We start from the raw sequence: 12,644 nt of genomic DNA, 5'->3' as shown, positions 1-12,644 counted from the left end.
GGCGACCGCCCCGCTCAGCCGGCCGGGTGCGACGACGAGGTCGCGTCGGCGGCGTCCCACCGGTAGAAGCAGCCCGCGATCGCGTCGCGCGGCGAGCGCCAGGTCGGCAGGTACGGCGTGGTGTGCGCGGAGAGCCGCTCGTTGACCTGCCGGTAGAGCGGGTGGTTGCGGGCGTCGGCCAGGGCGTCCGGTGCCACGTCGGCGGTCTCCATCAGGTGTACGCACAGGTCGTGCAGGCAGTACAGGGACCGGTGGCGGACCCCGGTCAGGGCGGGTAGTTCGGTCGCGTCGGACTCGGCGAAGATCTGCGCCACCCGACCCTCCGCGCCCGGGATGATCCTGCTGACGATCAGAAGACGGCTCATGGGACCCCTCTCGCCGGTGGTGCTCCGCGACCAGGGCGGAGCCCACGGACTGTTGTGGGCCCACCGTGCCCGGGCGACTGTCACCTGCCCGTCACACCGGCCGTCGCGCTGGTGACGCCGCGTCAGCGGGCGCGGGGCGCGAGCCGGGTGGACGGCCCCCGGGGCGGCCCGGGCGGGGCCTCGCGGGTGGCCTCCCGGATGGGCGCGAGGGTGTCGTCGAGCAGGGCGGTCATCGCCGCCGAGGGCTCCAGCCGCAGTTCCCGCAGCAGCAGGTCGCGGTAGACGTAGAAGGCGTGCACGGCCTCGAAGGCGTTGCCCTCGGCGAGGTGGATGCGTACCACCAGCCGGTGCGGCGTCTCGCGCAGCGGCTCGGCGGCCATCGCCTCCAGCGCGGCTTCCAGGGCGGCGCCGTGGCGGCCCGCCGACAGGTGCTGACCGGCCAGCTCCTCCAGCATGTGCAGGCGCAGTTGGCGCAGCCGCTCCCGGTCGGCCAGCACCCAGTCGTCGTACCAGCCGGGGAGCAGGTCGTGCCGGCCGGCGGCGAGGGCCGCGGCGGCGCACGGGTCGTCGCCGTCGCGTACCCGTGCCGCCGTGCCGACGAGCGCGTCGACGTCGACGTGGACGACCGGGGCGAGGCAGACCGTGTCGCCGGAGGTCACGATCGGGCAGCAGGGGTCCTGCCGCAGCCGCCACAGGGCGGTACGCAGGGACGACAGCGCCCGTTCCTCCGGCGCGTCGGGCCAGAGCAGGCCGGCCAGGTGACTGCGGGTGGCGCCGGGGCGCAGCCCGATCAGCGCGATGACCCGTTGCAGGCCGCGCGGCACCACGACCGGCGCGTCGGCGTGCAGCAGTCGGAACCCGCCGAGCAGGTGCAGTGAGATCTCGGCGTCGGACCGGCACACGGTGGTCGGCGTCGACGGATCAGCGGCCACGGCGGCACCCCCTGCGGAACGCTCGTCCCGACTCGTCTGCTGTCCCCGGCGCGGCTGCCCATGACCCCACTATCGGATCGCTCCGCCGCGGCACGGCGTCGCGCGCCGCGGCCGCCGGGCTGACCGTGACGAAGATTATCAATCGTGGTCACTCTGGGTCAATGTCCGATAGAGGATCGCGCTTGCCTGTCGGCGTCCACGAGAACCGTTCCGAACTGCCGAGAGTCCACTGTGTGCAGCCCCGTGCCGCACAGCTCATGCACAGCTTGCGTCAACGCAGCGTCACGAAGGCTGCGTCGCCGTGCGGCGGTCGCCGGTGACGCCGCCGTGACGCCCGTGGTCGCATCGTGGCGCCAGTCGTCCGGCTCGGCCGGTGCCGTCGTCACCGACGCCGGATGCCGTGGAGGGAGGCCGGTCCATGGACCGTTCGTTGATCGTCGCGAAGGTGGTGCCGAGCGCCGAGGCGCGCGTCGCCGAGATCTTCGCGGAGTCCGACGCGACCGAGCTGCCGCGCCTGGTCGGCGTCACGCACCGCTCGCTCTACCGGCTGGGTGACCTGTACGTGCACCTGCTGGAGACGGAGGCGCCGGGCGGGGCGGCCGTCGAGGCGGCCCGGGGCCACCCCGAGTTCGCCCGGGTGAGCGCCCGGCTGCGGCCGTACGTGTCGCCGTACCTGTCGACGTGGCGGGAGCCGCGCGACGCGATGGCCCGCTGCTTCTACCGCTTCGACGCCGCGCCCGCCGGGCGGCCGTCGTGACCGCCACCGCGCCCCGCGACGGGCAGCTCTGGTCCCGCTGCGGCGGCTGCGCCACCCTGCTGTACCGCAAGCGGCTGCGGCGCAACCTCGACGTCTGTCCCGAGTGCGGTGCGCACGCCCGCGTCGACGCACCCGAGCGGCTGGTGCAGCTCGTCGACCCGGGGTCGTTCACCGCCCTGCCGGAGCGGCCGGCCGAGGTCGACCCGATCGGCTTCGTCGACCTGCTGCCGTACCCGCACCGGCTCACCGCCGCCCGCGCGGGCACCGGACTGGCCGAGGCGGTGGTCTGCGGCACCGCCACCGTCGGCCGGCATCCGTGCGTGCTGGCGGTGATGGACTTCCGCTTCCTGGGCGGCAGCCTGGGCTGCGTGGTGGGGGAGCTGATCACCCTGGCCGCCGAGCGGGCCCTCGCCGACGGGGTGCCGCTGGTCCTCGTCACCGCCTCGGGCGGGGCGCGGATGCAGGAGGGTGCCCTGTCGCTGATGCAGATGGCCACGGTCAGCCAGGCGGTCGCCGCGCTGCGGGAGGCCGGCCTGCTCACCGTCAGCGTGCTGACCGACCCCACGTACGGGGGCGTGGCCGCCTCGTTCGCCACCAACACCGACGTGGTGCTCGCCGAGAGCGGTGCGCGGATGGGCTTCGCGGGCCCCCGGGTGATCCGGCAGGTCACCGGTCGGGACCTGCCGGAGGGTTTCCAGACCGCCGACTTCCTGCTGCGGCACGGCCAGGTCGACATGGTGGTGCCGCGGCACGCGCTGCGGGGCCGGCTGGTGGCGCTGCTCGCCGCCGCCCGCGCGGGCCGCCGCCCCGCGTCCCGTGCCGGCGTACCCCGGCAGGAGCCGTCGCCGCTGGTGGCGGGGCCGGCCGGCGGGACCGCCGCGACGACGGCGCCGGGCCCGGCCGGCGACGCCTGGGAGACGGTACGGCTGGCCCGGCACCCCGGCCGACCGACCACTCTGGACTACCTGGAGACGGCGTTCGACGGTTTCGTCGAGCTGCACGGCGACCGGCTCGGCGCGGACTGCCCGGCCGTGGTGGGTGGCCTGGCGCGCCTCGACGGCCGGCCGGTGATGGTCGTGGGGCACCAGAAGGGGCACACCACCGCCGAGCTGGTCGGGCGCAACTTCGGCATGGCCAGCCCGGCGGGGCACCGCAAGGCGCTGCGGCTGATGCGCCTCGCCGCCCGGCTGGGCCTGCCGGTGGTCACCCTGGTCGACACCCCGGGGGCCGATCCCGGCGTACGGGCCGAGGAACAGGGACAGGCGGCGGCCATCGCCGAGAACATCCTCGCCCTGACCGTGCTGCCCACCCCCGTCGTCGCCGTGATCACCGGCGAGGGCGGCAGCGGTGGGGCGCTGGCCCTCGCGGTCGCCGACCGGGTGCTCATGCTCCAGCACGCCGTCTACTCGGTGATCAGCCCGGAGGGCTGCGCGGCCATCCTCTGGCCCGACCGGGGCGCCGCGCCGCAGGCGGCCCGCGCGTTGCGGCTGACCGCACCCGACCTGTGCCGGCTGGGGATCGTCGACGACCTCGTCCCCGAGCCGGCCCCGGCGGCGCACCACGACCCGCAGGCCGCCGCCCGGGCGCTGCGCGAGGCGGTGCTGGCGCAGCTGCTGCCGCTGCTCGACGTGCCGCCCGCCACGCTGGTCCGCCGCCGGCGGCAGCGCTTCCGGCGCTTCGGCGCGGCCCGCCTCGGCGCCCGGGCGGGTGCCCGGTGAGCGCCGGCGCGAGCCCGGTCGGGTCCCCGCCGTCGCCACCCGCCCCGGAGCAGGTGCCCGACGCGGAGGCGGGGCGCGGCACGGACGCCGTGCTGGCCGGGCTGCGGCGGCACGCCCGGCACCTCGTCGCCGAGCTGCCCGGCCCGCTGCGGCGGGTGCGGCTGCGCGGCGGGGACACGGTGCTGGAGGTGGAGTGGCACGGCACGCCCGCCGAGTGCGTCCCCGCCGCCGACGCGGTGCGCCCGGCGCCCCCGCCGGCCGTCGCGCCACCGCCGGACCGGTACGCCGTGCGGTCGCCCATCGTCGGCACGTTCCACCGCGCGCCGGAGCCGGGCGCCGCGCCCTTCGTCGCCGTCGGCGACCTGGTCCGTCCCGGGCAGGTGGTCGGCATCGTCGAGGCGATGAAGCTGATGAACGAGGTGAGCGCCGAGCGGGGCGGCCGGGTCGTCGAGGTCCTCGCCACCGACGGTCAGCCGGTCGAGTACGACCAGCCGCTGGTCGCGCTGGACCCGGCGTGAGGGGCGGGCCGCGATGTTCGAGAAGGTCCTGATCGCCAACCGGGGGGAGATCGCCCTGCGGGTGCTGCGCGCGTGCCGCGAGCTGGGGGTGCGTACGGCGGTGGTCTACTCCACCGCGGACGCCGACTCCGCCGCCGTGCGCCTGGCCGACGAGGCCGTACGGATCGGGCCGGCGGCCAGCCGGCGCAGCTACCTCGACGCCGCCGCGATCGTGGAGGCGGCCCGGCAGGTGGGCGCGCAGGCGGTGCACCCCGGCTACGGGTTCCTCTCGGAGGACGCCGACTTCGCCGAGATCTGCGCCGACAACGGCCTGACGTTCATCGGCCCGCCGCCGGAGGTGATGGCCGTGCTGGCCGACAAGTCCTCCGCGCGGGCGCTGATGCGCCGGGCCGGGCTGCCCCTGCCGCTGGGCAGCGTCGCGCCGGTGCCCAGCGCCGCCGCGGCGGCGGAGGTGGCCGCCGAGGTGGGCTACCCGGTGATCGTGAAGGCGGCGGCCGGCGGCGGGGGACGGGGCATGACGGTGGTGGCCACCCCGGCGGAGCTGCCCCGGGCGTACGCGCGCACCCGCGCCGCCGCCCAGGCCGCCTTCGGCGACGACCGGGTGTACGTGGAGCGGTACCTGACCGACGCCCGGCACGTCGAGGTGCAGTTGCTGTGCGACTCCCACGGCAACGGTGTGCACCTGGGCACCCGGGACTGTTCGGTGCAGCGCCGTCACCAGAAGCTGGTGGAGGAGGCCCCCGCCCCGGCGCTGTCGGCCGGCGCCGCGGAGGCCATCGCGGAGTGCGCCCTGCGCGGCGCCCTGCACGCGGGGTTCACCGGCGCCGGCACCGTGGAGTTCCTCGTGGACGGCGAGGAGCGGTTCCACTTCTTGGAGATCAACTGCCGGATCCAGGTGGAACATCCCGTCACCGAGATGATCACCGGGATCGACCTGGTGCACGAGCAGCTGCACATCGCCGCCGGGGTGCCGTTGCGCTGGCGGCAGGAGGACGTCCGGCCGCACGGGGTGGCCATCGAGTGCCGGGTCAACGTGGAGGACCCGGACCGCGGCTTCGCCCCGACGCCCGGGCGGCTGGACCGTTTCACCCCGCCCGGCGGCCCCTTCACCCGGGTCGACACGCACGGGCACGCCGGCTACCTGTTCGGCCCGCACTACGACTCCCTGCTGGCCAAGGTGGCGGTCTGGGCCCCGGACCGGGAGCTCGCGCTCAACCGGCTGGAACGCGCCCTCGACGAGTTCGACGTCGCCGGCCCCGGGGTCCGTACCACCATCCCGTTCGTCCGGCGGGTGCTCGACGACGCCGGGTTCCGCAAGGGCCGCTACACCACCGGCCTGGTCGAGCAGTTGCTCGCCGGCCCGCCCGACGCACACCACAGGAGGCACCGATGACCGTCACCCATGGCCGTCCGCTGACCGCCGAGATCACCGACATCCTGGTGGCGAACTGCGGGCTGGACGCCGACGCCGCCGCCCGCGCCCCGGCCGCGTCGCTGGAGGAGCTCGGCATGGACTCCCTGGCGTTGCTGGAACTCTCCGCCGTGGTCGCCGACCGGTGGCAGGTGCAGATCCCCGAGCAGGCCGGGCAGCTCAGCATCGCGGGCGTGGCCGAGTTGGTCGCCCGCCGCGCCGACGCACCCGGGCACACCGAGAACAGCGTCCTCATCGCCGCGCCGCTGCCGCTGGTGTGGGACGTCACCAACGACGTCGCGAACTGGCCGGAGCTGTTCACCGAGTACGCCCGCGCGGAGATCCTGCACCGTGACGGCGACACCGTGCGGTTCCGGCTCACCATGCACCCCGACGAGAACGGCACGGTGTGGAGCTGGGTCAGCGAACGCACCGCCGACCCGGCCACCCGCCAGGTCCACGCCCGGCGGGTGGAGACCGGGCCGTTCGAGTACATGCGTATCCACTGGCGCTACACGCAGGAGCCCGGCGGCACCCGGATGACCTGGGTGCAGGACTTCGCGATGAAGCCGACCGCGCCGGTCGACGACGCGGGCATGACCGACCGGATCAACGCCAACAGCGCGGTGCAGCTCGCCGTCATCAAGGAGAAGATCGAGCGGCTGGTCGGCGCCGGCGCGACGACGGGAGCCGGCGATGAGTGAGCGCGACCTGCGGCTGGTGGCCGCCGCCGACGTCGCCCCCGACAGCCGCCGTGGCGGCGAACTGCGGGTGCTGCTCGGCCCGAAGACCGTCGGCAGCACCTCGGGTTTCATGGGCGTGGCGGCGCTGCGCCCGGGGGAGCGGATCGCCGAGCACTACCACCCCTACAGCGAGGAGTTCCTCTACGTGGCGCGCGGGGCGATCACCGTCGACCTGGACGACGAGCCGGTGCCGCTGCCCGCCGGGCAGGCGCTGTTCGTGCCGCGCAACGTGCGCCACCGGCTGCGCAACACCGGCGAGGAGCCGGCCGAGGTCGTCTTCCACCTCGGCCCGCTGGCGCCCCGGCCCGAGCTCGGGCACGTCGACACCGAGCTGGTCGAACAGCGAGGTGGGTCGTGAGCGCGAGGAGCGGGCCGGGGTTGCGAGCCCCGCAGTCGCGAACCGAGGTGTCGCCGTGAGCGCGAGGAGTGAGGCGGGGTTGCGAGCCCCGCAGTCGCGAACCGAGGTGTCGCCGTGAGCGCGAGGAGTGAGGCGGGGTTGCGAGCCCCGCAGTCGCGAACCGAGGTGTCGCCGTGAGCGCGAGGAGTGAGGCGGGGTTGCGAGCCCCGCAGTCGCGAACCGAGGTGTCGCCGTGAGCGGGCGCCGCACGGTGGTGACCGGCGTCGGGGTGGTCGCCCCGGGCGGCGCCAGCCGGGACCGGTTCTGGAAGACCATCACCGAGGGGCGTACGGCGACGCGGCGGATCACCTTCTTCGACCCGTCGCCGTTCCGGTCCCAGATCGCCGCCGAGTGCGACTTCGACCCGGTGGCCGCCGGCCTGAGCGCGATCGAGCTGCGGCGCGCCGACCGGTACGTGCAGTTCGCCCTCGCCTGCGCCGCCGAGGCCGTCGCCGACGCCGGACTGGACCTCACCGACGCCGAGCGGGACCGCGCCGGCGTGGTGCTCGGCACCGCCGTCGGCGGCACCACTGCCCTTGAGCAGGAGTACGTGACGGTCAGCGACACCGGCCGGCGTTGGCTGGTCGACGCGGCGCGCGGTGGCCCGTACCTCTATCAGGCGCTCGTGCCCAGCAGCCTCGCCGCCGACGTGGCGTGCCGGCACGGGCTGCACGGCCCCGCTCAGGTGGTCTCCACCGGTTGCACCTCCGGCATCGACGCGATCGGGTACGCCCACCAGCTCATCGCCGACGGCGAGGCCGACGTCGTGCTGGCCGGCGCCGCCGACTCGCCGATCTCGCCGGTCACCGTCGCCTCCTTCGACGCGATCAAGGCGACCAGTCCCGACAACGACGACCCGGCGCACGCCTCGCGCCCGTTCGACGCCGACCGGCACGGCTTCGTCCTCGCCGAGGGCGCGGCGGTGCTGGTGCTGGAGGAGGCCGGGCACGCCCGCCGTCGCGGGGCGCGCGTCTACTGCGAGGTGGCCGGCTACGCCAGCCGCAGCAACGGCTACCACATGACGGGGCTGCGGCCCGACGGGCTGGAGATGGGCCTGGCGATCTCGGCGGCGCTGAGGCAGGGCCGCATCGCCCCCGAGCAGGTCTCCTACATCAGCGCCCACGGCTCGGGTACGCGGCAGAACGACCGGCACGAGACGGCCGCCTTCAAGCGGGCGCTGGGTCAGGCCGCGTACGGGGTGCCGATCAGCTCGATCAAGTCGATGGTCGGGCACTCCCTCGGCGCGATCGGCTCGATCGAGATGGCGGCGTGCGCGCTGGCCGTCGAGTTCGGCGTGGTGCCGCCGACGGCCAACTGGAGCACCCGAGACCCGGAGTGCGACCTGGACTACGTGCCGAACGAGGCGCGGGAGCTGCCGGTGGACGTGGCGCTCTCGGTGGGCAGCGGCTTCGGCGGGTTCCAGTCGGCGATGGTGTTCCGCCGGGAGCCCGCCGGGGTGGTGTCGTGACCGCGCGGGCCGTGGTGACCGGCATCGGCGTCGTCGCGCCCAGCGGGGTCGGCGTGGACGCGCACTGGCGTACGGTGCTCGCCGGCACCCGCCGCACCGGGCCGATCACCCTGTTCGACCCCGCCGGCTACCCGACCCGCCACGGCGGGGAGGTGCCCGGCTTCGACGCCGCCGCGTACGCCGACAACCGCCGGCTGGTGCAGACCGACCGGTGGACGCACCTCGGTTTCGCCGCGACCCGGCTGGCGCTGGCCGACGCCGGCCTGCCCGAGCGGGCGCCCGACCCGTACGGCTACGCCGTCACGCTGGCCAGCTCGTCGGGCGGGAACCTGTTCGGTCAGCGGGAGCTGCAACGGCTCTGGGGTGGGCCGTCGCGCACGGTCGGGGCGTACCAGTCGATCGCCTGGTTCTACGCGGCCAGCGTCGGGCAGCTCTCCATCCACCACCAGTTCAAGGGGCCGTGCGGGGTGCTGGTCGCCGAGGCCGCCGGCGGGCTGGACAGCCTGGCGCACGCCGCGCGGGCGGTGCGCCGGGGCACGCCGGTGGTGATCGCCGGGGCGACCGAGTGTCCGCTGAGCCCGTACGCCCTGGCCTGTCAGCTGCGCTCGGGGCTGCTCAGCGACGTGTCCGACCCGGAGCGGGCGTACCGGCCGTTTGACGCCGCCGCCAGCGGTTACCTGCCGGCCGAGGGCGGCGCGGTGTTCGTGGTGGAGGAGCTGGGCCACGCGCTGTCGCGGGGCGCCCGCGTCTACGGCGAGGTGACCGGCTGGGGCTCGACCCACGACGCCGCGCACACCACGGCGGACACGGCCGGCGACCCGGTGCAGTACGCCCGCGCGATGCGGCTGGCCCTGGACCGGGCCGGCGTCGGGCCGGAGGCGGTGGACGTGGTGCTGCCCGACGCGCTCGGCGTGCCCCGCTACGACCGCAGCGAGGCCACGGCGTTGCGCGCCGTCTTCGGCGACCGCCCGCCCCCGGTGACCACCCAGAAGCCGCTGACGGGCCGCGCCCATCAGGGCGGCTCGGCGCTGGACGTGGCCACCGCGCTGCTCGCGTTCGGCCACGACACGCTGCCGGCCTCCGCCGGGCCGGACGAGGTGGCCGAGGGTTGTGAGCTGGACTTCCTGCGGGAGCACCGGCGGCCGCGCAGCCGGCTGGCGCTGGTCTGCGCGCGCGGCTTCGACGGGTTCAACAGCGCGCTGGTCCTGCGCGGGGCCGCGCCGCAGAGGGGAGCGACACCGTGAGCGAGCAGGTCACCGGTACGACGCCCGTCGGGGCGCAGCGGCGTGCCGACGCGGGCGGGCAGCGGGCGCGGGTGGTGTTCCTGGTGCGGGTGCCGGCCGAGCGCACGGAGGCGTTCCTGGCCGCGTACGAGCAGGTCCGGCACCTCGTGGCCGGCGGTGTGCCCGGGCACCTCGTCGACCAGGTCTGCCGGTCGTCGGCCGACCCGGAGCAGTGGCTGATCACCAGCGAGTGGGCGAGCCTGGCCGACTTCGAGGCGTGGGAACGCAGCCCGGAGCACCGGGACCTGGTCCGGCCGATGCGGGAGTGCTTCACCGACGCGCGGTCGCTGCGCTTCCTCATCCACGCCCAGACCCCGGCCGTGGCGCGGGCCTGATCCGCGCAGGCCCGGGCCCGGCGGTCAGCCGCAGCCCGGCGTCCGGGCCGCCGTGGTGGGGCTGTCGGGCGCCGGGCGCGGTGGCAGGCTGCGGGGATGAGCGAACGCGACCTGCCCGCGCTGACCCGGGCCGAACAGGAACTCGTCGAGCGCTACCTGCGCGTCGTCGACCTGGTCGCCCGGCTGAACCCGGCCCGCGACAGCGGGCACTTCGACCCACTGGGCTGCGTGCTCGCCGCCCAGGCCCTGGCGGCCGAGGCGCGGGCGATCGCGGCCGTGGCGGAGCTGATGCGTGAGCGCGGCGAGACGGAGCTGCACGCCGGCACCCTGGCCCGCGCGATGCGCGCGATGGACGGGGAGCGGCGTACCGCCCGAGTGGCGCTCCCACCTGCCTCCTGACCTCCCTCCACCACCCGTTCGAAGACCGCCATCGGCCGTCCGGTGGACGTCTCACGCCGTACGCACGATGGGTCATCCGGCGGTCACCCTGTGCCGCCGTACGCGCCCGATCCTGCCCGCCGAACCGGTCGTGGGCAATCCGGCCGGCCGCTCTTTCTGATCTAGCCATTCGCATCTAGCTATGCGTCCGGGCGGCGTCGTAAGGTTCCCCGCAGCACCCCGACAGGCACACCTTATGGGCGGTTCCGCCCTATTTGAGGCTGGGCGGTGAACGGTAGTGACGACGGGAAATCCTGCGGCGACAGACCCGCTCTGGGTTGACGAAATTCTGCTCCAAGGCCGTTCCACCGACATTTGTCTCCGACTTCCCGAACCGGTCGACCGGGGCACCCTGCGCCGGCTGGTGATCGGGGCGCAGGCCCGTCTCGCCGCGGCCGGACTGCGCCCCGGCGGCGCCGCCGCGCTGCGGCTGCCGCCCTCGCTGGCGTACGTGGTGAACCTGCTGGCCACCTGGCGCAGCGGGGCGCAGGCGATCCTGCTCGACCACCGGCTCACCGACCACGAGGTCGGCCGGGCGCTGGAGCGGCTCACCCCGCAGGTGGTGGTGGCCCCGGTCCGCACCGGCGGCGGCGGGCTGCGGATCTTCGTCGACGTCACCGAGGGCGTCACCGCGTACGCCGACCGCCCCGCGGTCAGCGGGCACGCCGTGATCCAGCTCAGCTCCGGCTCCACCGGACCGTCCAAGGTGATCGGCCGTACCGCCGACGACCTGGTCGCCGAGGTGCGCCGCTACACCCGCATCGACGGCGTGGCGCTGCCCGGCGAGCGGATCATCCTGCTGCCCTCGATGGTGCACGTGCTGGGCCTGGTCGGCGGCCTGCTCTACGGCCTGCACGCCGGCGTCGAGCTGGTGCCGCCGGAGCGCCTGGCCGGCGACGCCGTGCTGGCCGCGATCGCCGCCGACGACTCGCCGGCCACCGTGCTCGGCGTGCCGTTCCACATCGGACTGCTCGCCTCCACCCGTCCCACCGGGCCGCTGCCGCAGTTCAAGCGGATGACCACCGGCGGCGAGCTGGTCCCGGCCGCCGTCGCCGCCGCCTTCGCCGACCGCTACGGCGTGCCGCTGGGCAACATGTACGGGATGACCGAGGTCGGCGTCATCGGCACCGACCTGCACGGCCGGCACCGCCCGTCCATCACCCCCGCGCCCGGTATCGAGGTCCGGGAGGTCGACGGCGAGCTGCGGGTGAGCTGCCCCGCGTCGCCGTACGTCGGGCTGAGCGACCCCACCCGCTGGGCCGGCGGCTGGCTGCACACCCGCGACGCCGGCACCGTCGATGCCGACACGGGCCTGGTCACCGTCCGCGGGCGGCTCGACTCGCAGGTCTCCGTCGGCGGCCTGAAGGTCGACCTGACGGAGGTGGAGGCGACCGTCGCGGCGCTGCCCGGCGTCGCCGCCGCCGTGGTCGTCTTCGACGGCGCGATCACCGCCTACGTGCAGCCCGACGGGCCGCTGTCGCAGGAGGTGCTCGACGAGTTGCTCGCCGAGCGGCTGGCCGGCTACAAGCGACCCCGCACCCTGCGCCTGGTGGCTCAGTTGCCGCGTACCACCACCGGCAAGCTGGTCCGCTCGACCGACGCGCTGCGGACGGCGGCGACGTGACCACCGTGCCGCGCCGCCCCGACGTGCCCGTCCGCCTCGACCACGACCACCTCGACCGGCGCCGCGCCGACGTCGTCGACGGCGACCGCCAGGACCAGGCCCACGCCCACGCCCGGATGCCCCACGCGCAGCCGCGCGAGACCGGGCACCGGCCGCAGCGACGCGTGCGCACCGACGGGCACCGGCATCCGCCGGCGCAGGCCACCGTCGCGCAGCCCCACCCCGAGCGCCTTGCCCACGGCCTCCTTCGCCGTCCACAGCCGCAGGAAGTCCGTCACCTGCCCGTCGGCGGGCCGGCCGACCAGCCAGGCCGCCTCGGCGGGGGCGTACCACCGGCGGGCCAGCGCCGCTGCCGGCAGCGGCCGGCACCGCTCCACGTCCACGCCCACCGGGCCACCCGCCCGGGCGGCGACCACCACCACGGGCCCGGACCGGCTGACGCTGACCGGCAGCCGCGCCCCCGCGCCGCGCACCGCGACCAGCGGACGCCCGTCGCGGCCGCGCTCCACCACGATCTCCGCCTCCGCGCGGCCGAGCAGCGCGGCACCCGCCCGCCGCAACAGCCGACCGGCCGGGGCCGGCCGACCGCCGACGCCCCGACCGATCCACACGTACGCGGTGTCCCGACCGGGCACCGGTAACTGGCTCACGGAAA

14 protein-coding genes are annotated in these 12,644 nt (G+C 75.6%); 11 read left to right on the top strand and 3 right to left on the bottom strand.

Annotated elements, in window-relative coordinates:
* Positions 1-14: 14 nt before the first annotated feature.
* Both CLT72_RS08195 and CLT72_RS08190 read right to left on the bottom strand, forming a co-directional pair.
* Complete coding sequence (locus tag CLT72_RS08195; protein WP_101410495.1) at positions 15-365, bottom strand: TcmI family type II polyketide cyclase; 351 nt, start codon at positions 363-365, stop codon at positions 15-17.
* Positions 366-487: 122 nt separating this feature from the next.
* On the bottom strand, positions 488-1,297 hold the full coding sequence (locus CLT72_RS08190) for an AfsR/SARP family transcriptional regulator (RefSeq protein WP_101410493.1): 810 nt from the start codon (positions 1,295-1,297) through the stop codon (positions 488-490).
* A gap of 418 nt (positions 1,298-1,715) precedes the next feature.
* Here CLT72_RS08190 and CLT72_RS08185 point away from each other — a divergent pair, with 418 nt between their 5' ends.
* From CLT72_RS08185 to CLT72_RS08135, 11 genes are all read left to right on the top strand, one after another.
* On the top strand, positions 1,716-2,054 hold the full coding sequence (locus CLT72_RS08185; protein WP_088999958.1) for a TcmI family type II polyketide cyclase: 339 nt from the start codon (positions 1,716-1,718) through the stop codon (positions 2,052-2,054).
* The gene (locus CLT72_RS08180) at positions 2,051-3,772 is read left to right on the top strand and encodes an acetyl-CoA carboxylase carboxyltransferase subunit alpha (RefSeq protein WP_101410492.1); all 1,722 of its coding nucleotides are present in this window, start codon (positions 2,051-2,053) and stop codon (positions 3,770-3,772) included. Before CLT72_RS08185 ends, CLT72_RS08180 begins: the two co-directional genes overlap by 4 nt.
* Positions 3,769-4,290, top strand: coding sequence for an acetyl-CoA carboxylase biotin carboxyl carrier protein (locus CLT72_RS08175; protein ID WP_374208832.1), 522 nt, complete (start codon positions 3,769-3,771; stop codon positions 4,288-4,290). Before CLT72_RS08180 ends, CLT72_RS08175 begins: the two co-directional genes overlap by 4 nt.
* A 13-nt stretch (positions 4,291-4,303) precedes the next feature.
* Complete coding sequence (locus tag CLT72_RS08170) at positions 4,304-5,683, top strand: acetyl-CoA carboxylase biotin carboxylase subunit (protein ID WP_101410490.1); 1,380 nt, start codon at positions 4,304-4,306, stop codon at positions 5,681-5,683.
* Entirely contained in the window at positions 5,680-6,405 is a 726-nt protein-coding gene (locus tag CLT72_RS08165) for an SRPBCC family protein (protein ID WP_101410488.1), read from the top strand. Before CLT72_RS08170 ends, CLT72_RS08165 begins: the two co-directional genes overlap by 4 nt.
* Positions 6,398-6,802 carry a cupin domain-containing protein gene (locus tag CLT72_RS08160; protein WP_088999963.1) on the top strand — a complete coding sequence of 135 codons (405 nt, stop codon included), beginning with the start codon at positions 6,398-6,400 and terminating at the stop codon, positions 6,800-6,802. The genes CLT72_RS08165 and CLT72_RS08160 overlap by 8 nt, the downstream gene beginning before the upstream one ends.
* Positions 6,803-7,034: 232 nt before the next feature.
* The gene (locus CLT72_RS08155; RefSeq protein WP_101410486.1) at positions 7,035-8,309 is read left to right on the top strand and encodes a beta-ketoacyl-[acyl-carrier-protein] synthase family protein; all 1,275 of its coding nucleotides are present in this window, start codon (positions 7,035-7,037) and stop codon (positions 8,307-8,309) included.
* Positions 8,306-9,553, top strand: a complete 1,248-nt coding sequence (locus CLT72_RS08150; RefSeq protein WP_101410484.1) for a beta-ketoacyl synthase N-terminal-like domain-containing protein — start codon at positions 8,306-8,308, stop codon at positions 9,551-9,553. The genes CLT72_RS08155 and CLT72_RS08150 overlap by 4 nt, the downstream gene beginning before the upstream one ends.
* Complete coding sequence (locus CLT72_RS08145; protein ID WP_374208831.1) at positions 9,550-9,927, top strand: antibiotic biosynthesis monooxygenase family protein; 378 nt, start codon at positions 9,550-9,552, stop codon at positions 9,925-9,927. Before CLT72_RS08150 ends, CLT72_RS08145 begins: the two co-directional genes overlap by 4 nt.
* Before the next feature lie 96 nt (positions 9,928-10,023).
* Entirely contained in the window at positions 10,024-10,326 is a 303-nt protein-coding gene (locus CLT72_RS08140; protein ID WP_088999966.1) for a hypothetical protein, read from the top strand.
* Between the two features lie 277 nt (positions 10,327-10,603).
* Positions 10,604-11,989, top strand: a complete 1,386-nt coding sequence (locus tag CLT72_RS08135) for a class I adenylate-forming enzyme family protein (protein ID WP_101410482.1) — start codon at positions 10,604-10,606, stop codon at positions 11,987-11,989.
* Here the strand turns inward: CLT72_RS08135 and CLT72_RS08130 are convergent.
* Positions 11,920-12,639 carry a 4'-phosphopantetheinyl transferase family protein gene (locus tag CLT72_RS08130; protein WP_101410480.1) on the bottom strand — a complete coding sequence of 240 codons (720 nt, stop codon included), beginning with the start codon at positions 12,637-12,639 and terminating at the stop codon, positions 11,920-11,922. The genes CLT72_RS08135 and CLT72_RS08130 overlap by 70 nt on opposite strands.
* Positions 12,640-12,644 lie beyond the last annotated feature (5 nt).

This window comes from Micromonospora sp. CNZ309, from assembly GCF_002846525.1.
The sequence above is the reverse complement of the archived record's forward strand: the minus strand, read 5'-3'. Positions and strand labels throughout refer to the sequence as shown.

Excerpts from the sequence above, each read along its gene's own strand:
- CLT72_RS08195 (WP_101410495.1), bottom strand. The coding sequence starts at position 365 with ATGAGCCGTCTTCTGATCGTCAGCAGGATCATCCCGGGCGCGGAGGGT.
- CLT72_RS08185 (WP_088999958.1), top strand. The coding sequence starts at position 1,716 with ATGGACCGTTCGTTGATCGTCGCGAAGGTGGTGCCGAGCGCCGAGGCG.
- CLT72_RS08170 (WP_101410490.1), top strand. The coding sequence starts at position 4,304 with ATGTTCGAGAAGGTCCTGATCGCCAACCGGGGGGAGATCGCCCTGCGG.
- CLT72_RS08165 (WP_101410488.1), top strand. The coding sequence starts at position 5,680 with ATGACCGTCACCCATGGCCGTCCGCTGACCGCCGAGATCACCGACATC.
- CLT72_RS08160 (WP_088999963.1), top strand. The coding sequence starts at position 6,398 with ATGAGTGAGCGCGACCTGCGGCTGGTGGCCGCCGCCGACGTCGCCCCC.
- CLT72_RS08140 (WP_088999966.1), top strand. The coding sequence starts at position 10,024 with ATGAGCGAACGCGACCTGCCCGCGCTGACCCGGGCCGAACAGGAACTC.